Source organism: Aureimonas populi (assembly GCF_017815515.1).
GTDB classification, from domain to species: domain Bacteria; phylum Pseudomonadota; class Alphaproteobacteria; order Rhizobiales; family Rhizobiaceae; genus Aureimonas; species Aureimonas populi.
In genome coordinates this window covers 3,643,180-3,664,175 of sequence record NZ_CP072611.1, presented here as the reverse complement: position 1 = coordinate 3,664,175, position 20,996 = coordinate 3,643,180, and the positions used below count along the sequence as shown (strand labels likewise).

The following is a 20,996-nucleotide window of genomic DNA, read 5'->3' as shown; positions in this document are numbered from 1 at the left end:
CTCAGACGACGCGCGTGCGCAACTCGCCGACGCCCTCGATATGGCCGACAAGCTCGTCGCCGCGCTGGACCGCGCCGACGCCCGCCGGCGTGCCGGCGAAGATCAGGTCGCCCGGCTGGAGCTCGAACAGGCCCGAGAGGTAGGAGATCATCTCCGGGATCTTCCAGATCATCTGGCTGAGGTCGCCGTCCTGGCGCGTCTGCCCGTTGACCGTCAGCCGAATGGCGCCGGTCGCGAGATCGGGCGCTTGCGCGGCCGGCACGAGGGCGGTGCAGGGCGCGGAGGCCTCGAAGGCCTTGGCCGTTTCCCACGGGCGTCCCGCCTTCTTGGCTTCGCCCTGAAGGTCGCGCCGGGTCATGTCGAGGCCCACCGCATAGCCGAAGACGTGCTCCATCGCGTTTTCCGGCGCGATGTCCTTGCCGCCCTTGTGCAGCGCCACCACGAGCTCGACCTCGTGATGCACGTCGTTGGAGGCCGAAGGATAGGGGAAGTCCCGGCCGGGCAGGACGAGCGTGTCGGGGTTCTTCTGGAAGAAGAAGGGCGGCTCGCGGTTCGGGTCGTGGCCCATCTCGACGGCGTGGTCGGCAAAGTTGCGGCCCACGCAATAGATGCGGTGGACGGGAAAGAGCTTGTCCGTTCCCCTCACCGGCAAGGTCGGCACCGGCAGCGGGGTGAAGACGAAGTTCTGGTCGAGCGCCTCGATGGTCATGATCTGGTTCCTGCGGAAGGGTCGGTTCGGGCTTCCGGCATAACAGCTTCTAGGCCAGGGCAAAGGGCCTGGCGCGTGTCTCGGCGAAACCGCATGCGCCGACATCGAGGAGGAAGGTCTGGCCATGGCGGGGGTCGGCCGTGCGCTCGGCTTCGCTCATGCCCTCCGAAGCGGTGGTCACGAGGAGGCGATCGAAGGCCCGGCCGACGAAGACGGGGCAGGTGGGGCGCGTGGCCGGCACGCGCACGGTGCGCAGGCGCGTGCCTTCCGGCGAATAGGCGTCCAGGCAGCCCGCGCCCCAGCGCGCGTTCCAGACCAGCCCCTGCGCGTCCACCACCGCGCCGTCCAGCCCGCCCGTTCCGCCGCGATGGTCGTAGAGCATCTCAGGCCCGTCCACGGGCAGGCCGGTGGCCGGATCGAGCGCCACGCGGTGGAGAATGCCGATATCGGTGTCGGTGAAATAGCCGGTGCGCCCGTCCTGCGTGAAGGCGATGGCGTTGGGGATGGTGAGGCGCGAATAAAGCTTCCTCAATTCGCCGCGAAAGAACCAGTAGATCGACCCGGCGCCCGTTTCAGCCTCCCTTCCCATCGTGCCGATCCACAACGCCCCGCACGGGTGCACCCGCCCGTCATTGGAGCGCGTTGCGCTGTCATCCTCCTCGATCCCCTGGAGCAGCGTCATCGCGCCGCTTTTGCGCTCGCGCACATGCAGCCCCGTGTCGGTGGCGATCAGGTCGCGCTCCTCGTCGATCACTGCCAGTTCCGAGGCCATGGCCGGCAGCGGTTCCATCCGTACGGTGCGGGTGGCGATCTCGGCGCAAAAGAGCGTCCTTTCCAGTATGTCGAACCAGAAGGCGGTGCCCGTCGCCGGATCGAAGGTCGACCCTTCGCCCAGATGGCAGGGATGGGCGCTCAGCGTCTCTGTCGGAACGTCTTGCACGGGGAACCTCGAGGGTTGACGATGGCGTCACGGGAGCGGGGCTGTGGAGAAGCGGTAGCGGATGCGGTGGCGATAGGTCTCGCCCGCGGCCAGATGCGTGGAGGGAAAGTCCGGCCGGTTCGGCGCGTCCGGGAAGGCCTGCGCCTCGAGGCACACCGCGTCTCCCTGCCGGTGCAGCCGCCCGCCCTTGCCGCGCACCGCGCCGGTCAGCGCGTTGCCCGAATAGAGCTGAAGCCCGGCCTCGTCGGTCTCCACCTCCAGCACGCGGCCGCTCGCTTGGTCGGAAAGTCTTGCCACGAGGCGCGGCTCGGCCGTGCGCCCGCCGCGCAGGCAGAAATTGTGGTCGTAGCCGCGCGCCAGCGCAAGCTGCTCGTCCGCATGGCGGATGCGCTCGCCCACACGCCGGGCCGTCCTGAAATCGAACGGGCTGCCGGCGACCGGCCGCCTCTCGCCTGTGGGGATCGCGACGGCATCGACCGGCAGGAAGGCGTCGGCCGCGATGAACAGGGCATGGTCGAGCGCCGTGCCGGAGGCCTCGCCGGCGAGGTTGAAATAGCTGTGGTTCGCCAGGTTCACCAGCGTGTCCGCGTCCCCGGCCGCGCTCAGCTCGATGAGAAGCGCGCAGCGCTGGACCTCGTAGGCCACGCGGATGTCGAGCCGGCCGGGAAAGCCTTCCTCCCCCGCCGGGCTGGTGCGGCGAAGCACCACGCGGCAAGGCTCGCGGCTCTCCACTTCGAAGAGGCGCGTGTCGAAGCCGCCCGCGCCTCCATGCAGCGCATTCGGGCCGTCATTGGGCTCGACCCGGAAGCGCCGCCCGCCGAGCGAGAAGGCGCCCCCGGCGATGCGGTTGGCATAGCGCCCGATGGTGGCGCCGAAATAGTCGCGGCTGGCCATATAGCCGGCCAGCGTGTCGTGGCCGAGCACGATATCGGCCAGGTGTCCATCCCGGTCCGGCGCGAGGATCGACTGGACGGCCGCGCCATAGCTGATCACGGATACGCGGAACCCATCTTCCCCGCAGAGGACGACCCGTTCCACCGGCGTGCCGTCGGCCATGCGGCCGAAGATCGATACGGGCTCCTGTCCCAAGCGTTCATCCTCCTCCAATGTGAGGCGAGAGATGGGGCCGGCCCTGCCGTTGGAAAGGCGCGGCTCGTTCCCGCGCGGCGATGAGCGTCCTATATTCTGGCCACGAATCTTGAAAGGCGGGGTGCGGGCATGGGCGGATCGAAGGCGCAGGGGCTCCTCTCCTCGCTCGACATGGAGCAATCCCTCAAGGCGGGCGAGTACGAAACGCGGCTTGCCGAATTGCAGCAGCGGTTCGAGGTCATACAGCAGGCCTATCTGTTTCGTGGGCAGACGGCGGTCGTCGTCTTCGAGGGGTGGGATGCGGCCGGCAAGGGCGGCGCGATCCGGCGCATCTCGGCGGTCATGGACCCGCGCGGCTTCAAGGTCTGGCCCATCGGCGCGCCGGAGCCGCGCGACCTGCGCCGGCATTACATGGCCCGCTTCTGGGAGCGCCTTCCCGCCAGGGGCGAGATCTGCGTCTTCGACCGCTCGTGGTACGGCCGGGTGCTGGTGGAGCGCGTGGAGGGCCTGGCGAGCGAGCCGCAATGGCGGCGCGCCTATCGCGAGATCAACGAGTTCGAGCGCCTGCTGGCCGATGACGGGACGCATATCGCCAAGGTCTTCCTCTACATCACGGCAGAGGAGCAGCTCGAGCGTTTCGAAAAGCGCCTGAAGGACCCGCTGAAGCGCTGGAAGCTCTCCTATGAGGATTTTCGCAACCGCGAGCGCTGGGGCGATTACGAGCGCGCGGCGAACGAGATGCTGGAGGAGACCAGCACGCCGCATGCGCCCTGGCTGGTGGTGCCGGCCAATTCGAAGAAATATGCCCGTATCGCCGCGCTCACCGAAGTGGCCGATCGCCTTTCGCAAGGCGTCGACCTGTCGCCCCGCCCGGTGGACGAGGAACTGGAGCGGCGCTTCGCCGCCTTGCCGGAGCGGTAGCGGCCTTCAGGCGCCCATGGCGCGGGCGATACGCAGATAGGGGTTGGCCTCCCGCGCCTCGTCGTAGGCATGGGGGTCGATCGTCGCGCTCAGATGGGCCGTCGCTTCGGCCGTGGCGGCTGCCAGGCGGCTGCCGTCCGGCGCCGAGATCGAGGACAGGCCCTGATAGGAGAAGCGCGCGTCGCTGCCGCAATGATCGGCATAGGCAAGGAAGATGCCGTCCTCGAAGGCCCGGGTGGGCACCATGCTCTGCGCGATGAAGCGCGCGCCCGGCCCTTGCGGCAGGGCCGTGGGCACGAGCACGAGGTCGGCGCCCGCCAGCGCGAGTTCGCGCACCTGTTCGGGAAACTCCACGTCGAAGCAGACGAGAAGGCCAAGGCGCAGGCCCGCCCATTCGGCCAGCGGGGCCGCTGCCGTTCCGGGGCGGAAGAGCGCTTTCTCGTAGGCGCCGTAGAGCTGGCGCTTGGCGTAGGCGAGGGGCGCGTGCCCCGGCCGGAAGAGGACGGCGGCGTTGGAGAGCGCGCCATCGTGCCGGCGGAGCGCCATCCCTGCGCAGATCGCCATCCCCGTTTCGCCGGCAAGGTGCTGCAACGGGGATGTGGCAAGCTCCTCCGGCGCTGGCGCTGCGGCTCCCATCGCCTCGCCCGTGCCGTAGCCTTCCACCGCCAGTTCGGGAAAGAGCGCCAGCGCGCTGCCGGCGCTCGCGGCCTCGCGCACGCCTTCCTCGATGGCGGCCCGGCGCGCCGGGCCCTCCAGCGCCGCGTCCATCTGGAAGAGCGAGAGCTTCACCGGCCTCCCCAGGCCCCCAGCAGCTTCGGCAGGTCGCCGAACCGCGCGACCGCCGAGAAGACGACGCCAGCCACCGCGACGAAGAGGATCGTCACGCTCGCCATGGTGGGTGTGTAGCCGTAGCGCAGCGCGTTGAAGATCTTGATCGGGATCGTCTCCAGCGTGAAGCCGACCGTCATGTAGGCGACGATGTACTCGTTGAGCGACAGGACGAAGGCGAAGGCGAAGCCCGAGACCATGTAGGGAAGGATCATCGGCAGGACGATGGTGGAGAAGACGCGCCGCTCATCCGCGCCCATGGTGCGCGCGGCCTCCACCATCTCCTTGTCGATGGCGGAGAAGCCGAGGACGAGCGTGACCAGCGGCAGCGAGGTGAAGAAGATCGCGTGCGAGATGACCACGGTGAAGTGCTGGCCGTAGAAGCCCGCCGTCGCCCAGAAGGAAAGCGCGCCGAGCGCGGTGATGACCGGCGGCAGCACGAAGGGCGAGACGCCCAGAAGCTGGACAAGCCGCCCGAAGGCGGTGACGCGCCGCCACAGCGCGTAAGCGATGGGCAGGGCGATCAGCAGCGAGAGGAGGGCCGCCAGCGCGGCCACCGTGACGGAGGCCGTGAGCGCCGCGCGCCAGGAGGCGTCGGTGAAGATCTGCGCATACCAGTCGAGCGAGAAGCCCTGCGGCGGGAAGGACAGCGACCGCTGCTCGTTGAGCGAGACGCCCAGGATCACCACCAGCGGGCCGGCGAGGAACAGCGCGACCAGCCCGAAGAGCAGGCGTTCAAGGAGCCGGCCGGTCATTGCGGCGCCCTGTTGCGGCCGATGGCGGCGGTGAGGAGCACGAGCAGCACGCTGGCGATGACGAGGAACACGGCCATGGCGGCGGCGAACGGCATGTTCGACTGGTAGATCGCCTGGTCGGTGACGAGGACCGAGAGCGTCCAGTGCTGCGGGCGGCCCAGAAGCTGCGGCAGCAGATAGCAGCCGAGCGCGAAGACGAAGACCACGATGAAGGTGGCGACCAGCGCCGGGCGCAGCGCCGGCAGGACGACGGTGAAGAAGGCCCGGACCGGCGTGGCGCCGAGCGTGCGGCTGGCCTCGGCCAGCGACGGGTCGAGCCGGGAGAAGGCTGGGTAGAGCACGAGCACGGCGTAGGGAAAGGCCTGGTAGACCATGCCGAGAAGCACGGCGGCGAAGCCCGGCGTGAAGGACATGGGCTCGCCGAGCAGCCCCAGCGCGAACAGGATGTTGCCGATGCCGGCGGTGCGCGAGAGCAGCGTGGACCAGGCGAAGCCGATGATCACCTCGGAAAGCGAGAGCACGCACAGGAGCGCGATCAGCCAGGGCACCTGCGCGCGGCGGGGCAGTCGCGTCAGCGCGCGCGTGAAGGGCACGCCGACGAGGAGACAGATCGCCGAGACAAGCGCCGAGAGCCAGAGCGAGAAGCCCAGGACGCGCCCGAAGAACAGGCTCCAGAAGCGGGCGTAATTGTCGAGCGTGAAGGCCGGCTGGTAGAAACCGCCCGGCACGCGCTCGAAGAAGGACACCGCGATCATGGTGCCGAAGGGCACCACGAAGAAGGCGAGGAGCATGGCGGCCGGAAACAGGATGGGCCATTGCTCCCGCCACGCGGCCCGCGCCATGGCGGCGCTCATGCGGCGGCGCCCTGCGCAAACACCGTGACCGCCCCGGCCTCGATGGCGAGCGACACGGTTTCGCCGACCGTGAGGCGGGCGCCGGCCGGCGCCAGGGCCACCACGCGCGTGCCGCCGGCGTCGAGATGGATCTCCACGCTGGAGCCTATGTCTCGCACGAAGGCGACGCGCGCCTCGATGGGCGCCTCGCCCGCCGGGCGGATCGAGACATCCTCCGGCCGCACCGAGGCGAGGGGGCCCAGCGGCCCGGCGGCTGGCAGCGCCATGCCGAGAAGGGCGTTGCCTTCGACGGGCAACAGGTTGGTCTGGCCGATGAAGTCGGCGACGAAGGCGTTGGCCGGGCGGCGGTAGATCTCCACCGGCGGGGCCTCCTGCTGGATGCGGCCGGACCGCATGACGACGATGCGGTCGGCCATGGTCATGGCCTCGCGCTGGTCGTGGGTGACGACGATGGTGGTGATGCCGAGCCGCTGCTGGAGCTGGCGCAGCTCCACCTGCATGGCCTCGCGCAGCTTGGCGTCGAGCGCGGAAAGCGGCTCGTCGAGCAGGAAGAGCCGGGGCGAGACGGAGAGGGCGCGGGCGATGGCCACGCGCTGGCGCTGCCCGCCGGAGAGCTGCGTGATGGCGCGCCCCGCCACACCCGGCAGCCGCACGAGGTCCAGAAGCTCCTCCACCCGGGCCGCGCGCGCCTTCCTGTCCACCCCGCGAATGGCGAGCGGATAGGCGATGTTGTCGCCGACCGACAGATGCGGGAACAGGGCCAGGGACTGGAAGACCATGCCGATCTCCCGCCGGTGCACCGGCCGGGCGGTGATGTCCTCTCCGTCGAAGCGGATGGTCCCGCTCGTCGGCTCGTCGAGGCCCGCGATCATGCGCAGAAGCGTGGTCTTGCCGCAGCCGGAAGGGCCGAGCAGGCACACGAAGCTGCCCGGCTCGACATGCAGGTCGAGAGCCTCGACCGCGTTCACCTCGCCGAAGCGCTTGGAGATGGAAGAGAGTGTCAGTCCGCTCATGCCCGCTCTTGCGCCGGAGAAGGAACGGCCCCGCCCCTTGAGGGCGAGGCCTGTCTTTGGGAAAGAGGCGATATCAGCCGACGATGAGTTCCGTCCACTTCTGGTTCAGCCAGTCGGCCTTCTCCACATAAAGGTCGTAGCGCGGCACCACGGGGTCGATGTCGGAGGAGACGGCGGCGAACTCCTCGTCGGTCAGATCCAGGAGATCGCGGCGCAGCGTCGGCGCGGTGCCGATCTGGCGGGCCATCAGCGCCTGGATCTCGGGCTGGGAGGCGAAGTTGAGGAACTCGTGCGCTTCCTCGGACTTGTCGGAAGCGCGCGAGATGGCCCAACAGCCTGAATCGGAGATGCCGCCCTCCGTGGGGAAGGTGGAGCGCACGGGGAAGCCGTCGGCCGCCGCAAGGCCCGTCACGTCGTGGTAATACTGGCCCATCGGGATCTCGCCCGACTTCAGCGCCTGCTCGAACTGGGCCTCGTCGCGATACCAGAGCTGCACGTTGGGCTTCAGCTCGGCGAGCTTCTCCATCACCTCCAGGATGCCTTCCTCGGTGTCCAGCTTGTCGGTGCCGCCGAAGAAGGTCTTGGCCGTCACTTCGAGAAGGAAGGAGTTGGACACGAGCGCCAAAAGGCCGAGGCGGTTGGCGTTGGCCGGGTCCCACAGCGCCTGCCAGGAGGTCGGCGCCTCGGCGTAGCTGTCGGTGTTGGTGACGAGGGTGATGTACCAGGCGACGGCGCCGACGCCGGCGAAGCGCTCGTCCGGATAGGCCACCACGAAGGGCGGCAGGATGTCGTCGAAGCGCTCCACGCGGGCCGTGTCGATGGGCGCCCACAGCTCCGTCGACAGACCCTTGCGCATCGCGACCTGGCTCATCATCGAGACGTCGGCCGGCGCGACGCCGGCGCGCGCGGCCTGCTCCAGCTGCACCAGCCACGCCTCGCCCGTGGGCTCGGCGATGGATTCCACCGCGATGCCCGTGGCCTCCGTGAAGCGGGGGAAGATGTGCTCGTCGAAAGAGTCCTTGAAGTAGCCGCCATAGACGCCGACCTTCAGCGAGCGCTCCTGCGCGCGCAGAAGGGTGGGCATGGACAGGCCGGCGGCCGCGGCGGCGGAGCCGGCGAGAATCTGCCGGCGGTTGAGGCGAAACGATCCGGTCATCGAGGGTCTCCGTTGGCTCTCGGCGAATTTTGCGCCAGCGAGGGCGCGAAGGGAAGCAGGCTCAGGATTTCGAACAGCATCTGCGCGCCCGCATGGGCGGTGTTGGTCGTGGCGTCGTATTGCGGCGCGACCTCCACCACATCGCTGCCGACGAGGTTCAGGCCCTTGAGCCCGCGCAGGAGCGCCTGCGCCTCGCGCGTGGTGAGCCCGCCGATCTCCGGCGTGCCGGTGCCGGGCGCGAAGGCGGGGTCGAGGCTGTCGATGTCGAAGGACAGGTAGGTCGGCCCGTCGCCCACGATCTCGCGCGCCTTCGCGATCACCGCCTCGATGCCGAGACCCGATATCTCCTCGGCGTGGATCACCGTCATGCCGGAGGCATAGGAGAACTCCCAGAGATATTCCGAGGCGCCGCGAATGCCGATCTGGATGGTGCGCGCGGGGTCGAGCACGCCCTCCAGCACCGCGTGGCGGAACGGCCCGCCATGGTGGAAGCGGCAATTGTCGAAGGGGCCGGACGTGTCGCAATGGGCGTCGATATGGATCATGCCGACGGGACGCTTCGCGCCGACGGCGCGCAGGATGGGCAGCGTGATGGAATGGTCGCCGCCCACGCTGAGCGGCACGACGCCCGCCGCGACGATGCCCGCCACCGCCGCCTCGATGTCGCGATGCGAGGTCTCCAGCTCGAAGCGCGAGCGGAAGGGCACGTCGCCGATATCGGCGACGGCCAGCTCGCGCCCCGGCATGGTTTTCAGAACGTGATTGTAGGGCCCGATGCGCTCGATGGCGCGCAGGGCGCGGGGGCCGAACCGGCAGCCGTTGCGGTTGGTGATGCCCAGGTCCATCGGCACCCCGAGGAGCGCGACGTCGAGGCCGGAAAGGTCCGGCGCACGCCAGTCCACCGCGCGGTAGGGAGCGTCGAGCAGCGTCGGCAGGCCCGCATAGGGCGCCTGGCGCGTGCCCTTCGGGTCTATGGTCATGGCGGCGATGGCCGAGAAGTGCGGATCGTGAATGCGCGTCTCGTTCTCGCCGGAAAAGCGGGCCCGCAGGGTCTCCAATGTATCGTTCGCCATGATCGTCCTACCCGTGTTCGAAGAGATTGCCGGCCAGCGCCAGCCGCTGGGCGAAGCGGGCGATGCCCGCCTCGTCCACATTGGCGAAGGCGACGCGCAGGTGGCCATCCTGGCCGGGGCCGAAGAAGGAGCCCGGCAGGACGAGAAGGCCGAGGCGCCCCGCCAGCGCGGTCGCCACCTCCTCGGCCGAGCGGCCGGGGAAGGGGTGGGCGAGATAGGCGAAATAGGCCCCGCAGCTCTCCACCCGCCACTGCGGCAGGGCCGCCATCGCGGCTTCGAAGGCGCGGGTGCGGGCAAGGATTTCCGCCGTGCGCGCCGCGCGCCAGTCGCCCGTCTCCGCGATGGAGGGGGCGAGCGCGGCCTGGCTGGGGCGCGAGGCGCAGATCTCCACGCAGTCGAGGATCTTGCCGGCCGCGTCCAGCACCGCCGGGCCCGCCGCCATCGCGCCGAGCCGGTGGCCGGGAATCGCGTAGGATTTGGAGAAGGAATAGAGCGCGATCAGCCCATCGCGCCAGTCCGGCCGGCCGAACAGCGCGTGCGGCGGGCCGGCCTCGGCGGGCAGGAAGTCGCGATAGGTCTCGTCCAGGATCAGGAAGAGCCCGCGCTGCCGGCACATGTCGTGCAGCGCCTCGATGGCGGCGGGCGGGTAGACCGCGCCGGTGGGGTTGTTCGGCGAGACGAGCACCAGCGCGCGCGTCGTCTCGTCGACCAGCGCCTCGGCCTCGGCCGGGTCGGGCACGAAGCCCCGGGCCGCGTTGGTCGGCAGGGCGACCGGCTCGATGCCGAGCATGCGCAACGTCATCTCGTGATTGAAGTACCAGGGCGTGGGCAGGAGCACGGAGGAGTCGGGGCCCGCGACGGCGAGCGCGGCCACGAAGAAGGCCTGGTTGCAACCGGCCGTGACGGCGATGTCGTCCGCCTCCACGCTTGCGCCATAGAGCGGCGAGACGTGCCGGGCATAGGCTTCGCGCAGCGCCTCGTCACCCAGGATCGGCCCGTATCGGGCGCTCGCTGGATCGAGCGCCGCCCGCGCGAAGCGCTCCAGGAACGAGGCCGCCGGCCCATGGCCCGGCACGGCCTGGCTGAGATCGACGGCGGGACCGAGCCGGCCGTCATAGGCCTTCAGCCAGCCCTGCGCCTGGGGTATCGGCGGTGCGGAGACCCGGTTCACCAGCGGGTTGGCGCCGAGCGGCGCCCGGCCGAGAGGAGAAGTTGCCGCCAAGTTCACCATGCGCATCCGTTGCTGACCTGATGGGCAGATGAGGCAGGCTGGACCCTGGTTTGAATAACGCGTTATCAATCCCAACCTTGATAGATCTCAAAGAAAGTGGCGTTTTCATGCGTGTTTCGGGGAGTGACCTGCGCCTGCTCCAGGTCTTCGAAAGCGTGGTGCGCAACAACGGGTTCGCGGCTGCCGAGCACGAGCTGAACATCGGCCAGTCCACCATCTCCAACCATATGACGGCGCTGGAGGAGCGCCTCGGCTTCGTGCTTTGCCAGCGCGGGCGCGGCGGATTTCGGCTGACGGAGAAGGGCCGCGCCGTCTACGAGGCCTCGCGCCGCCTCGGCAAGGCGCTGGAGGATTTCTCCAGCGATGTCGCTTCCGTGCGCGGCGAGCTGAAGGGCGAGCTTCGCGTCGGCATCCTGGACGCCATCGCGGACGATCCGCGCAACCTCCTGCCACAGGCCCTCGCGGCCTACGGGAGGATCGCGCCCGAGGTGAAGATCACCCTCGTCCAGGAGCGTCCGCTCGACCTCCAGCAGAAGGTCGCGGACGGGCAGTATCATTGCGCCATCGGCTCCTTCCAGAAGCGGATCGATGGGCTGGACCACGAATGGCTCTATGACGAGTGGCACGGCTGCTATTGCGGCCGGGGCCATCCGCTCTTCGACCCGCCCGGGGAGGTGACGGTGGAGGCGCTCGGCGAGGCGGCCTTCGTGCATCGCGGCTACTGGCGCGACGAGGACGCCTTCCGCCACGTCGCATGGCGCGTGGCCGCGACGGTCTTCCAGATCGAGCCGCAGCTCCTGCTCATCCGCTCCGGCCGCTATATCGGCTATCTGCCACACCACTACGCGGCGCGGCTGGAGGCGGCGGGCGAGTTGCGGGCACTTCTGCCGGACCTCCTGACGCATTCCTGCCCGTTCGAGCTCATCACGCCCTCGCGCGGGCGACATAGCGATATCTCGGCGGCCTTCGCCCAGACGGTTCGCCAGGTCTGGCAGGTCGGGTGATGCCCTATCGGGCATATTGCCTTCCGTAAGGGCTTTACCTGCGCACCGAATGGGCGTTGCCTCCCTTGACCGGGCGAGGGGCCGCGAGTCACTCTCCTTTTGTGTAGACAAATAGCGACCACGGGGCGTTGGCATGAGATTTCTTCTGAAGACGGGATGTGCGGCCGGCCTTCTCCTCGCGGGGATGACCGGCGCGAGCGCGCAGGCCACCAGCATCAATCTGGGCCTTTCGGGCTGGACGGGCTTCGCGCCGCTGACGCTCGCCAAGGAGGCGGGCATCTTCGAGAAGCACGGGCTTGACGTGACGCTTTCGAAAATCCCGCAGGCGAGCCGGCATCTGGCCATCGCCTCCGGCGACATCCAGTGCGCGGCGACGACCGTGGAAACCTGGATCGCCTGGAACGCCAACGGCGTGGAAACCACGCAGATCTTCCAGATGGACAAGAGCTACGGCGCGGACGGCATCGCCGTGCGCGCCGATGTGGAGAGCTTCGAGGACCTTCGCGGCAAGACCATCGCGGCCTCCGCGCCGGGCACCTCGCCCTATTTCTTCCTCGCCTGGATGCTACACGAGAACGGCATGACGATGCGCGACGTCTCCGTCGTCAACATGGAGCCCGGCCCCGCCGCGCAGGCTTTCGTCGCCGGGCAGAACGACGCGGCGATGACCTATGAGCCCTATCTCTCCACCGTGCGCGAGGCGCCCGATTCCGGCAAGATCCTGGCCACGACGCTGGATTACCCGGCGGTGATGGACACGGTGGGTTGCACGCCGGCCTTCCTGGAAGAGAACCCGGAAGCGGCCAAGGCGCTGGCGGACAGCTATTTCGAGGCGCTGGAGCTGATCGAGAGCGACGAGGCGCGCGCCTTCGAGATCATGGGCGCGGACGTGAACCAGACCGCCGAGCAGTTCGCGGCCTCGGCCTCGCATCTGCGCTGGCAGGACCGCGAGGCCAACAAGGCCTTCTTCGCGGGCGAGTGGCAGGAGTTCTCCGAGGCGGCGGCCGATCTGCTTCTGGAAGTCGGCGTCATCCGCCAGAAGCCCGAGATCGCCGGCCTCGCCGATCCCAGCTTCATCGAGTAGGCTTTTCGCCCTCAAGGCGCCCCGGCGGTCGCTCGCCGGGGCGCGCCCACGCATTCCATGAGCCGGTTTTCATGATCCGACCCTTCCAACCGGTGGGCACGGGCACGCGCGTCCTCCTCGGCGTCTCGTTCTTCGTGCTCTTCGTCGCCGTGTGGTCGCTCGCCACCTTCGGCGGCTTCGTTTCGCGAACCTTCCTGGCCGATCCGCTGACGATGCTGGCCGACGGCTGGTATCTCCTGTCGCAGCGGGGCTTCCTGTACGACATCGGCATGACGGTGTGGCGCGTCGTCGGCGGCTTCACGGTGGCGGCGGCGCTGGCGGTTCCCATCGGCATCGCCATGGGCACCTACAAGCCGGTGGAGGCGCTGCTGGAGCCCTTCGTCTCCTTCGCGCGCTATCTGCCCGCCTCGGCCTTCGTGCCGCTTCTCATCCTGTGGGCGGGCATCGGCGAGACGCAGAAGCTCCTCGTCATCTTCATCGGCGCCTTCTTCCAGATCGTCCTGATGGTGGCCGGGGCCGTGGGCTCCACCCGCCAGGACCTCGTGGAGGCGGCCTATACGCTGGGCGCCAGGGACAGGGGCGTCGTCGCCCGCGTGCTGATGCCCGCCAACGCGCCGGACATCGCGGAAATCCTTCGCCTCGTCCTGGGGTGGGCCTGGACCTACGTCATCGTCGCCGAGCTGATCGGCGCATCCTCCGGCATCGGCTACATGATCATCAACAGCCAGGCCTTGATGGCGACGGGCCAGATCATCTTCGGCATCATCGTGATCGGCGTCATCGGCCTCGTCTCCGACTTCCTCTTCAAGTCGCTCAACCGCTGGCTCTTCGCCTGGAGGTTCGCATGAGCGAGCTCGTCATCTCCGGCGTCGGCCGCATCTTTCCCGGTGTGAAGGGCGGCCAGCCCGTCACTGCCCTCCAGCCCACCGACCTCACGGTGCCCTCCAACGACTTCGTCACGATCCTCGGCCCCTCCGGCTGCGGCAAGTCCACGCTCCTGCGGATCGTCGCCGGGCTGGACAAGCCGACCAGCGGCACCGTCACGCTGGACGGGCAGGCCATCTCCGGGCCCGGGCCGGACAGGGGCATGGTGTTCCAGTCCTACACCCTGTTTCCGTGGCTGACGGTGGAGGACAACATCGCCTTCGGCCTGCGCGAGAAGCGCATGGGCGAGGCCGAGAAGCGCGATATCGTCTCCTTCTATGTGGAGCAGGTGGGGCTGAAGGGCTTCGAGAAGCACTGGCCCAAGCAGCTCTCCGGCGGGATGCAGCAGCGCACGGCGATTGCCCGCGCGCTGGCCAACGACCCCAAGATCCTGCTTCTCGACGAGCCCTTCGGCGCGCTCGACAACCAGACGCGCGGCCTGATGCAGGAACTCCTGCTCGGCATATGGGAGCGCGAGCACAAGATGGTGCTGTTCGTGACCCACGACATCGAGGAGGCGATCTTCGTCGGCTCGCGCGTCGTCACCATGTCCGCGCGCCCCGGCCGCATCAAGTCCATCCTGCCCGTCGAGCTTCCCCACCCGCGTCACTACACGGTGAAGTCCAGCCCCGAGTTCAGCGAAATGCGCGCGCGCCTGACGGAGGAAATCCGCTCGGAGGCCATCCGCGCCGACCAGGGGCATTGAGCCGCCCGGAGCCGGCAGGCGACGGGGATCGTGTGGCATGTGGCCGTGTTCGGTTCGTGGGGAGCCGCGGCCGCCGGGGCGGATCGTTGCGGCGATCACACGTCGATCTTGAAGCCGAGGTCGATCTCGCTGGCGGGCAGTCCCCCGAGCCCCCAGTTCACGGGATCGATTTCGACGAGCACGATTTTGATGTCGCTCGCCGGCACGCCGAATGCCGACAGTTCCTCGGCAAGGGCGGCATACAATTTTCGCTTGGCATCGAGAGATCGGCCGGAGAAAAGCTTGATCTCGATCACGGAGTAGGAAGGCCCCTTGCTCGGGGGCGTGATCATCGCGTCGGCTTCGTATTCCACCAGGCTTATGCAACGGTCGTGGTCCGGTATCTGCAAACCGGTCAGAAGTGCTCGTTGCACCGCCTCGATGACCTCCAGACGACGGTTGCCGATCCAACCTCGCCTCGTTTCCATTCTGGTGGCAGGCATGAGTTTCCCTTCCGTGCGCTTCTTCTCGCATCGCGGCTCATCAGCAGCTCTTTCCAAAATCGCGATGAAAGAGAGGCCTCGGCATCCGGCCGTTGCGACGCACCGGCCATTTATGCAGGCGGCGCCGATGGCCGCAACGGGTCGCCGCCGGCCCTCAGCCGGCTCACATCACTGTCGTCAGGCGGTGGCTCTGGGGGTGGACCATGCGCACGGCGGTGATGGGGCTGGCGAGGAGCCAGGTGCGGCGTTCGCCGATGAAGACGGGCTCGTGCGTCTCGACGCCGAGAAAGCGCGCTTCCTCTTCGGCCGGAAGGGCGGCGAGGAAGGTGAACTCGGCGCGCGAGAAGGGGGCGGCGGCCACCAGCCATTCATTCGGCCCCTGATGCTCGAAGCCCTCCTCCAGCGCCTTCGGCGCGGCCGCCGGATTGATGAGGCGGTCCTCGAACTGATAGGGCCGGCCGTCGGCGAAATGCAGGCATTGCAGGTGGAGGACGATCTTGCCCGGCGCCACCCCCAGGCGGGCGGCGTCCGCCTCGCTGGCCTCGCGCGCCTGCCGGGCGAGAAGCCGGTACTCGTAGGCCGCGCCCAATGCCACGATCTCCTGCGCCACGATGGGGATGGCGAAGCGCGCCTCCCGCACCGGGTGCAGCGCCACGCGCGTGCCTACCTTGCGCTTGCGCTCGATCAGGCCGGCCCTTGCCAGTTCCTGAAGCGCGCGGTTCACCGTGGCGCGCGCGGCGCCGAATTCGGCCGCCAGGGCCTCCTCGCCGGGAATGAGGCTGCCCGGCTTCCAGACACGCTCGCCGATGCGCCGGGCGATCTCGTCCTTGATGGCTCGAAAGGAGGAACGGGCAGGGGGCTTCATCCGCGTCGCCTTACCGTTTGCGAGGGGGGAAGGCCAGCGCGGCGCCGGCCTCGCAGCGCCGCGCGGCGTTGACGTATATGTCTATACATAATAGCGTCCGGACTCAAACGGAATGATCGGTGTGTGCACCATGACCAAGCGCCTCCTTCTCGATTTGACGCTCGCCACGATGGAGCCGGGGCGCGCGCCCTACGGCCTCGTGGAGGACGCGGCGGTCGCGCTGGAGGGCGGGCGCGTCGCCTGGGCCGGGCCGCGCGCCGGCCTGCCGGGGGAATGGCGGGGCATGGCGGCCGAGGGCCTCGACGGGCGGCTCGTCACGCCGGCCCTTGTGGATTGCCATACCCATCTCGTCTTCGGCGGCAATCGCGCGCGCGAGTTCGAGATGCGCCTCGAGGGCGCGAGCTACGAGGAGATCGCGCGGGCGGGCGGGGGCATCGTCTCCACCGTCTCGGCCACGCGCGCGGCAAGCGAGGAGGCCCTGTTCCAGGGCGCCCTGCCGCGCCTGGACGCGCTTCTGGCGGAGGGCGTGGCGAGCGTCGAGATCAAGTCCGGCTACGGGCTGACGGTCGAGGACGAATTGAAGATGCTGCGCGTGGCGCGCCGGCTGGGCGCGGCGCGCGGCGTGCGCGTGCGCACGAGCTGGCTGGCCGCCCATGCCCTGCCGCCGGAATACAAGGGCCGGGCGAGAGACTATCTCGACGAGGTGGTGCTGCCCGGCATGGAGCGGGGCGCCGCCGAGGGGCTGATCGACGCGGTGGACGCCTTCTGCGAGGGCATCGCCTTTTCGGTGGAGGAGACGCGCCGCGTGTTCGAGCGCGCACGAAGCCTCGGCCTGCCGGTCAAGCTTCACGCCGAGCAGCTCTCGGATCTGGGCGGCGCGGCGCTGGCGGCCGAGTTCGGCGCGCTTTCGGCCGATCATCTGGAATATCTCTCGCCGGCCGGCATCGAGGCGATGGCCGGGGCCGGCACCGTCGCCGTGCTCCTGCCGGGCGCCTTCTACACGCTGCGCGAACGCCAGGCACCGCCCGTGGCGGCCCTGCGCGAGGCCGGCGTTCCCATCGCGCTCGCCACGGACTGCAACCCCGGCACCTCGCCGCTCACCTCGCTGCTGCTCACCATGAACATGGGCGCGACGCTGTTTCGCCTGACGCCCGAAGAGGCGCTGGCGGGCGTCACGCGCGAGGCGGCGCGCGCGCTGGGGCTCCAGGGCGAGATCGGCACGATCGCGCCCGGCCGCCGGGCGGAACTCGCCGTCTGGAACGTGGAACACCCCGCCGAGCTTGCCTACCGCATCGGCTTCAACCCGCTTCACCGGCTCATCAAGGACGAGGCCGCATGACCATTCTTCTCAAGCCCGGAGCGGTGTCGCTCGCGACGCTGGAGCGCATCTATCGGGGAGACGAGGCCGTGCGGCTCGATCCCGCCTGCGGCCCGGCCGTAAAGGCCGCCGCCGGGCGCATCGCGGAGATCGCGGCCGGGGATGCGGCCGTCTACGGCATCAACACCGGCTTCGGGAAGCTCGCCAGCGTGCGCATCGCGCCGGGGGATGTCGAAACGCTCCAGCGCAATCTCATCCTGTCGCATTGCTGCGGCGTCGGCGCGCCGCTGGCGCCGGAGATCGTGCGGCTGGTCATGGCGACGAAACTCATCTCGCTGGGGCGCGGGGCCTCGGGCGTGCGGCCCGTCATCGTCGCGTTGATCGAGGCGATGCTGGAAAAGGGCATCCTGCCCGTCATCCCGGGGCAGGGCTCGGTCGGCGCCTCCGGCGACCTCGCTCCGCTCGCCCACATGGCCGCCGCGATGATCGGCGAGGGCGAGGTGACGGTGGAGGGCGTGCGCCGCCCCGCCGGCGAGGCGCTGCGCGAGGCGGGCCTCCGGCCGGTCACTCTCGCGGCCAAGGAGGGGCTGGCCCTCATCAACGGCACGCAGGTCTCCACCTCGCTCGCGCTCGCGGGCCTGTTCCGCGCCCACCGCGCGGGAGAGGCGGCGTTGATCACCGGCGCGCTCTCCACGGACGCGGCGATGGGCTCCTCGGCCCCCTTCCACCCGGATATCCACACGCTTCGCGGTCATCGCGGCCAGATCGACACGGCGCGGGCGCTGCGCGCTCTGCTGGACGGCTCGCAGATCCGCGAAAGCCATCTCACCGGCGACGAGCGGGTGCAGGACCCCTACTGCATCCGCTGCCAGCCGCAGGTGGACGGGGCCTGCCTCGACCTTCTGCGGCAGGCGGCGCGCACGCTGGTGGTGGAGGCCAATGCGGTGACGGACAACCCGCTGGTGCTCTCGGACGGCTCGGTCGTTTCGGGCGGCAATTTCCATGCCGAGCCGGTGGCGCTGGCCGCCGACCAGATCGCGCTCGCCATCTGCGAGATCGGGGCCATCGCGCAGCGGCGCGTGGCGCTGCTCGTGGACCCGGCGCTGTCCTTCGGCCTGCCGGCGTTCCTGGCGAAGAACCCCGGCCTCAATTCCGGGCTGATGATCGCGGAAGTCACCTCCGCCGCGCTCATGAGCGAGAACAAGCAGATGGCGCATCCGGCGAGCGTCGATTCCACGCCCACCTCCGCCAACCAGGAAGACCACGTCTCCATGGCCTGCCACGGCGCGCGGCGGCTGCTTCTGATGACCGACAATCTGGCCGGCATCATCGGCATCGAGGCGCTGACGGCCGCGCAGGGGGTGGAGTTCCGCGCGCCGCTGAAGACCGGCGCCGAACTCTTGCAGGCCCATGCGGCGATCCGCGCCGTGGTGCCGACGCTGGAGGAGGACCGCTACATGGCCGGCGACCTGGCGCGCGCGGCCGAACTCGTCTCCTCCGGCGCGCTGGCCGCCTCCATCTCCCCCGGCATCCTGCCCGCCCTGGAGGAAACGTCGTGAGCGTCGTCGAAGTCCGCCGGGGCTCATCGCCCGTCATCCTCGGCCTGCCGCATACGGGAACGCATGTCCCGCCCGAGGTCTTCGAGCACCTCAACGAGGAGGGGCGGCGGCTGCGCGACACGGACTGGCATATTCACCGCCTCTATGACGGATTGCCGGAAGACGCGACGAGCGTGCGCGCGACCTTCCACCGCTATGTGATCGACGCCAATCGCGACCCGTCCGGCGCCAGCCTCTATCCGGGACAGAACACCACCGGCCTCGTGCCGACGACGGATTTCGACGGGGCGCCGATCTGGGCGCGGGAGCCGGACGAGGCCGAGGTCGCGCGCCGGCTGGCCGCGTTCCACGCGCCCTACCACGCGGCGCTCGCGGCCGAGATCGAGAGGGTGAGGGCGCTGCACGGCGTCGTCATCCTCTATGACTGCCATTCGATCCGCTCGACCATTCCCTTCCTGTTCGAGGGGCGGCTGCCCGACTTCAACATCGGCACGGATGGCGGGCGTAGCTGCGACCCGCGCATCGAAGCGGCGGCGCGGGAGGTCTGCGAGGCGGCGAAAGGCTACACCAGCGTCCTCAACGGCCGCTTCAGGGGCGGCTGGACGGTGCGCCATTACGCCCGCCCGCAGGAGGGCGTCCACACGATCCAGATGGAGCTGGCGCAGGCGACGCATCTGGCGAGCGAGGCTCCGCCCTTCGCCTATGACGAGGCGAAGGGCGAGCGCCTGCGCGCGCCCCTGGCCATGATTCTCCAGCGCCTCGCGGCGCTCGCCACCGAACTGAAAGGGCTTGACCGATGAACCCTGTCGACCGCCGCCACAATGCCCGCGAAGTGCGCGCCCCGCACGGAAGCGAGCTGACCGCCAAAAGCTGGCTGACGGAAGCGCCGTTGCGGATGCTGATGAACAATCTCGACCCGGACGTGGCCGAGAACCCCAACGAGCTGGTGGTCTATGGCGGCATCGGGCGCGCGGCGCGTACCTGGGACGATTTCGACCGCATCGTCGCGGCCCTGCGCGCCTTGAACGAGGACGAGACGCTGCTGGTGCAGAGCGGCAAGCCGGTCGGCGTCTTCCGCACCCACCGGGACGCGCCGCGCGTGCTCATCGCCAACTCCAACCTCGTGCCGCACTGGGCGACCTGGGACCATTTCAACGAACTGGATCGCAAGGGGCTGGCCATGTACGGCCAGATGACCGCCGGCTCGTGGATCTATATCGGCACGCAGGGCATCGTGCAGGGCACCTACGAGACCTTCGTGGAGGCCGGGCGCCAGCATTACGGCGGCGACCTCGCGGGCCGATGGGTGCTGACCGGCGGGCTCGGCGGCATGGGCGGGGCGCAGCCGCTGGCCGCCGTCATGGCCGGGGCCTCGTGCCTTGCCGTGGAATGCAACCCGGACTCCATCGAGTTTCGCCTGCGCACCCGCTATCTCGACGAGAAGGCCGAGACGCTGGACGAGGCGATGGCGCTGATCGAGCGCTGGACGCAGGCCGGCGAGGCGAAATCGGTCGGGCTTCTGGGCAATGCCGCCGAGATCCTGCCGGAGATGGCCAGGCGCGGCATCCGGCCGGACATGGTGACGGACCAGACCTCGGCGCACGACCCGGTGAACGGCTACCTGCCCATCGGCTGGACGATGGCGCAGTGGCGCGCGATGCGCGAGAGCGACCCGAAGGCGGTGGAGAAGGCGGCGCGCGCCTCCATGCGCGTTCACGTGGAGGCCATGCTCGCCTTCCATGCGCGCGGCATCCCCACGCTCGACTACGGCAACAATATCCGGCAGGTGGCCAAGGACGAGGGGCTGGAGAACGCCTTCGACTTTCCCGGCTTCGTGCCCGCCTATATCCGCCCGCTCTTCTGCCGGGGCGTCGGGCCGTTCCGCTGGGCGGCGCTTTCGGGCGACCCGGAGGACATCTACAGGACGGACGCGAAGGTGAAGGAGCTTCTGCCCGACAATGCGCATCTGCACCGCTGGCTGGACATGGCGCGCGAGCGGATCGCCTTCCAGGGCCTGCCGGCGCGCATCTGCTGGGTGGGGCTGGGCGACCGGCACCGGCTGGGCCTCGCCTTCAACGAGATGGTGCGGAACGGCGAGCTGAAGGCGCCCGTGGTGATCGGCCGCGACCATCTGGATTCGGGCTCGGTCGCCTCGCCCAACCGCGAGACGGAAGCGATGAAGGACGGCTCGGACGCGGTGTCGGACTGGCCGCTCCTGAACGCGCTTCTCAACACCGCGTCGGGCGCGACATGGGTCTCGCTGCACCATGGCGGCGGTGTTGGCATGGGCTTCTCGCAGCATTCGGGCATGGTGATCTGCGCCGACGGCACGGAGGACGCCGCGCGCCGCCTTGCCAATGTCCTGTGGAACGACCCGGCCACCGGCGTGATGCGCCACGCCGACGCCGGCTATGAGGACGCCCTGGCCTGCGCCCGCGAAAAGGGCCTCAACCTGCCCGCCATTCTGTAATAGGGCTTTTCGCAG

General features: G+C 69.3%; 21 protein-coding genes. 9 read left to right on the top strand and 12 right to left on the bottom strand.

What is annotated here, in order from left to right:
• Position 1 precedes the first annotated feature (1 nt).
• The 3 genes from J7654_RS17435 to J7654_RS17425 are packed head-to-tail and all read right to left on the bottom strand — an operon-like array spanning position 2 to position 2,738.
• The gene (locus J7654_RS17435) at positions 2-709 is read right to left on the bottom strand and encodes a fumarylacetoacetate hydrolase family protein (RefSeq protein ID WP_209737100.1); all 708 of its coding nucleotides are present in this window, start codon (positions 707-709) and stop codon (positions 2-4) included.
• Positions 710-758: 49 nt separating this feature from the next.
• Positions 759-1,649 carry an SMP-30/gluconolactonase/LRE family protein gene (locus J7654_RS17430; RefSeq protein WP_209737099.1) on the bottom strand — a complete coding sequence of 297 codons (891 nt, stop codon included), beginning with the start codon at positions 1,647-1,649 and terminating at the stop codon, positions 759-761.
• A gap of 27 nt (positions 1,650-1,676) precedes the next feature.
• Positions 1,677-2,738: an aldose epimerase family protein gene (locus J7654_RS17425; protein ID WP_245195557.1), complete on the bottom strand. Its 1,062-nt coding sequence runs from the start codon at positions 2,736-2,738 to the stop codon at positions 1,677-1,679.
• Positions 2,739-2,867: 129 nt separating this feature from the next.
• Here J7654_RS17425 and J7654_RS17420 point away from each other — a divergent pair, with 129 nt between their 5' ends.
• The gene (locus tag J7654_RS17420) at positions 2,868-3,659 is read left to right on the top strand and encodes a polyphosphate kinase 2 family protein (protein ID WP_209737098.1); all 792 of its coding nucleotides are present in this window, start codon (positions 2,868-2,870) and stop codon (positions 3,657-3,659) included.
• Between the two features lie 6 nt (positions 3,660-3,665).
• Here the strand turns inward: J7654_RS17420 and J7654_RS17415 are convergent, their stop codons facing one another.
• The 7 genes from J7654_RS17415 to J7654_RS17385 all read right to left on the bottom strand — a co-directional run bounded on the left by J7654_RS17415 (position 3,666) and on the right by J7654_RS17385 (position 10,569).
• Positions 3,666-4,448 carry a nitrilase-related carbon-nitrogen hydrolase gene (locus J7654_RS17415; RefSeq protein WP_209737097.1) on the bottom strand — a complete coding sequence of 261 codons (783 nt, stop codon included), beginning with the start codon at positions 4,446-4,448 and terminating at the stop codon, positions 3,666-3,668.
• Entirely contained in the window at positions 4,445-5,242 is a 798-nt protein-coding gene (locus J7654_RS17410) for an ABC transporter permease (RefSeq protein ID WP_209737096.1), read from the bottom strand. Before J7654_RS17410 ends, J7654_RS17415 begins: the two co-directional genes overlap by 4 nt.
• Positions 5,239-6,096 carry an ABC transporter permease gene (locus tag J7654_RS17405; RefSeq protein WP_209737095.1) on the bottom strand — a complete coding sequence of 286 codons (858 nt, stop codon included), beginning with the start codon at positions 6,094-6,096 and terminating at the stop codon, positions 5,239-5,241. The genes J7654_RS17410 and J7654_RS17405 overlap by 4 nt, the downstream gene beginning before the upstream one ends.
• A complete protein-coding gene (locus J7654_RS17400) occupies positions 6,093-7,109 on the bottom strand; it encodes an ABC transporter ATP-binding protein (RefSeq protein ID WP_209737094.1) in 1,017 nt (338 codons plus the stop codon). The genes J7654_RS17405 and J7654_RS17400 overlap by 4 nt, the downstream gene beginning before the upstream one ends.
• A gap of 73 nt (positions 7,110-7,182) precedes the next feature.
• Positions 7,183-8,265, bottom strand: coding sequence for an ABC transporter substrate-binding protein (locus J7654_RS17395; RefSeq protein ID WP_209737093.1), 1,083 nt, complete (start codon positions 8,263-8,265; stop codon positions 7,183-7,185).
• On the bottom strand, positions 8,262-9,338 hold the full coding sequence (gene speB, locus J7654_RS17390; RefSeq protein ID WP_209737092.1) for an agmatinase: 1,077 nt from the start codon (positions 9,336-9,338) through the stop codon (positions 8,262-8,264). Before speB ends, J7654_RS17395 begins: the two co-directional genes overlap by 4 nt.
• Before the next feature lie 7 nt (positions 9,339-9,345).
• Positions 9,346-10,569, bottom strand: a complete 1,224-nt coding sequence (locus J7654_RS17385) for an aminotransferase (protein ID WP_209737091.1) — start codon at positions 10,567-10,569, stop codon at positions 9,346-9,348.
• A gap of 107 nt (positions 10,570-10,676) precedes the next feature.
• Here J7654_RS17385 and J7654_RS17380 point away from each other — a divergent pair, with 107 nt between their 5' ends.
• From J7654_RS17380 to J7654_RS17365, 4 genes are all read left to right on the top strand, one after another.
• Positions 10,677-11,573: a LysR family transcriptional regulator gene (locus J7654_RS17380; protein WP_209737090.1), complete on the top strand. Its 897-nt coding sequence runs from the start codon at positions 10,677-10,679 to the stop codon at positions 11,571-11,573.
• A gap of 133 nt (positions 11,574-11,706) precedes the next feature.
• Positions 11,707-12,657, top strand: a complete 951-nt coding sequence (locus J7654_RS17375; RefSeq protein ID WP_209737089.1) for an ABC transporter substrate-binding protein — start codon at positions 11,707-11,709, stop codon at positions 12,655-12,657.
• A gap of 71 nt (positions 12,658-12,728) precedes the next feature.
• Positions 12,729-13,505: an ABC transporter permease gene (locus tag J7654_RS17370; RefSeq protein ID WP_377946511.1), complete on the top strand. Its 777-nt coding sequence runs from the start codon at positions 12,729-12,731 to the stop codon at positions 13,503-13,505.
• The gene (locus J7654_RS17365; protein ID WP_209737088.1) at positions 13,502-14,287 is read left to right on the top strand and encodes an ABC transporter ATP-binding protein; all 786 of its coding nucleotides are present in this window, start codon (positions 13,502-13,504) and stop codon (positions 14,285-14,287) included. The genes J7654_RS17370 and J7654_RS17365 overlap by 4 nt, the downstream gene beginning before the upstream one ends.
• Positions 14,288-14,382: 95 nt before the next feature.
• On the opposite strand, the gene J7654_RS17360 is transcribed toward J7654_RS17365, so the two are convergent.
• Complete coding sequence (locus tag J7654_RS17360; protein ID WP_209737087.1) at positions 14,383-14,769, bottom strand: tautomerase family protein; 387 nt, start codon at positions 14,767-14,769, stop codon at positions 14,383-14,385.
• 163 nt (positions 14,770-14,932) lie between these two features.
• Positions 14,933-15,634 (bottom strand): histidine utilization transcriptional repressor HutC, encoded by a 702-nt coding sequence (locus J7654_RS17355; RefSeq protein WP_209737086.1) that lies wholly within the window; start codon positions 15,632-15,634, stop codon positions 14,933-14,935.
• A 130-nt stretch (positions 15,635-15,764) separates the two neighbouring features.
• Between J7654_RS17355 and hutI the strand changes: the two genes are divergently transcribed.
• From hutI to hutU, 4 genes are read left to right on the top strand one after another with little or no spacing between them, the layout of a single operon-like run.
• Positions 15,765-16,973, top strand: a complete 1,209-nt coding sequence (gene hutI / locus J7654_RS17350; RefSeq protein WP_209737085.1) for an imidazolonepropionase — start codon at positions 15,765-15,767, stop codon at positions 16,971-16,973.
• A complete protein-coding gene (hutH, locus tag J7654_RS17345) occupies positions 16,970-18,511 on the top strand; it encodes a histidine ammonia-lyase (protein WP_209737084.1) in 1,542 nt (513 codons plus the stop codon). Before hutI ends, hutH begins: the two co-directional genes overlap by 4 nt.
• On the top strand, positions 18,508-19,311 hold the full coding sequence (gene hutG, locus J7654_RS17340) for an N-formylglutamate deformylase (protein WP_209737083.1): 804 nt from the start codon (positions 18,508-18,510) through the stop codon (positions 19,309-19,311). The genes hutH and hutG overlap by 4 nt, the downstream gene beginning before the upstream one ends.
• Entirely contained in the window at positions 19,308-20,981 is a 1,674-nt protein-coding gene (gene hutU, locus J7654_RS17335; RefSeq protein WP_209737082.1) for a urocanate hydratase, read from the top strand. The genes hutG and hutU overlap by 4 nt, the downstream gene beginning before the upstream one ends.
• The last annotated feature ends 15 nt before the right edge of the window (positions 20,982-20,996 follow it).

What these genes read in the sequence shown, in the direction of transcription:
- speB (WP_209737092.1), bottom strand. Translation starts at nt 9,338, where the DNA reads ATGGCGAACGATACATTGGAGACCCTGCGGGCCCGCTTTTCCGGCGAG.
- J7654_RS17360 (WP_209737087.1), bottom strand. Translation starts at nt 14,769, where the DNA reads ATGCCTGCCACCAGAATGGAAACGAGGCGAGGTTGGATCGGCAACCGT.
- J7654_RS17410 (WP_209737096.1), bottom strand. Translation starts at nt 5,242, where the DNA reads ATGACCGGCCGGCTCCTTGAACGCCTGCTCTTCGGGCTGGTCGCGCTG.
- J7654_RS17385 (WP_209737091.1), bottom strand. Translation starts at nt 10,569, where the DNA reads ATGGTGAACTTGGCGGCAACTTCTCCTCTCGGCCGGGCGCCGCTCGGC.
- J7654_RS17420 (WP_209737098.1), top strand. Translation starts at nt 2,868, where the DNA reads ATGGGCGGATCGAAGGCGCAGGGGCTCCTCTCCTCGCTCGACATGGAG.
- J7654_RS17405 (WP_209737095.1), bottom strand. Translation starts at nt 6,096, where the DNA reads ATGAGCGCCGCCATGGCGCGGGCCGCGTGGCGGGAGCAATGGCCCATC.
- hutI (WP_209737085.1), top strand. Translation starts at nt 15,765, where the DNA reads ATGACCAAGCGCCTCCTTCTCGATTTGACGCTCGCCACGATGGAGCCG.
- hutU (WP_209737082.1), top strand. Translation starts at nt 19,308, where the DNA reads ATGAACCCTGTCGACCGCCGCCACAATGCCCGCGAAGTGCGCGCCCCG.
- hutH (WP_209737084.1), top strand. Translation starts at nt 16,970, where the DNA reads ATGACCATTCTTCTCAAGCCCGGAGCGGTGTCGCTCGCGACGCTGGAG.
- J7654_RS17395 (WP_209737093.1), bottom strand. Translation starts at nt 8,265, where the DNA reads ATGACCGGATCGTTTCGCCTCAACCGCCGGCAGATTCTCGCCGGCTCC.
- J7654_RS17380 (WP_209737090.1), top strand. Translation starts at nt 10,677, where the DNA reads ATGCGTGTTTCGGGGAGTGACCTGCGCCTGCTCCAGGTCTTCGAAAGC.
- J7654_RS17355 (WP_209737086.1), bottom strand. Translation starts at nt 15,634, where the DNA reads ATGAAGCCCCCTGCCCGTTCCTCCTTTCGAGCCATCAAGGACGAGATC.
- J7654_RS17435 (WP_209737100.1), bottom strand. Translation starts at nt 709, where the DNA reads ATGACCATCGAGGCGCTCGACCAGAACTTCGTCTTCACCCCGCTGCCG.
- J7654_RS17400 (WP_209737094.1), bottom strand. Translation starts at nt 7,109, where the DNA reads ATGAGCGGACTGACACTCTCTTCCATCTCCAAGCGCTTCGGCGAGGTG.
- J7654_RS17375 (WP_209737089.1), top strand. Translation starts at nt 11,707, where the DNA reads ATGAGATTTCTTCTGAAGACGGGATGTGCGGCCGGCCTTCTCCTCGCG.
- J7654_RS17370 (WP_377946511.1), top strand. Translation starts at nt 12,729, where the DNA reads ATGATCCGACCCTTCCAACCGGTGGGCACGGGCACGCGCGTCCTCCTC.
- J7654_RS17365 (WP_209737088.1), top strand. Translation starts at nt 13,502, where the DNA reads ATGAGCGAGCTCGTCATCTCCGGCGTCGGCCGCATCTTTCCCGGTGTG.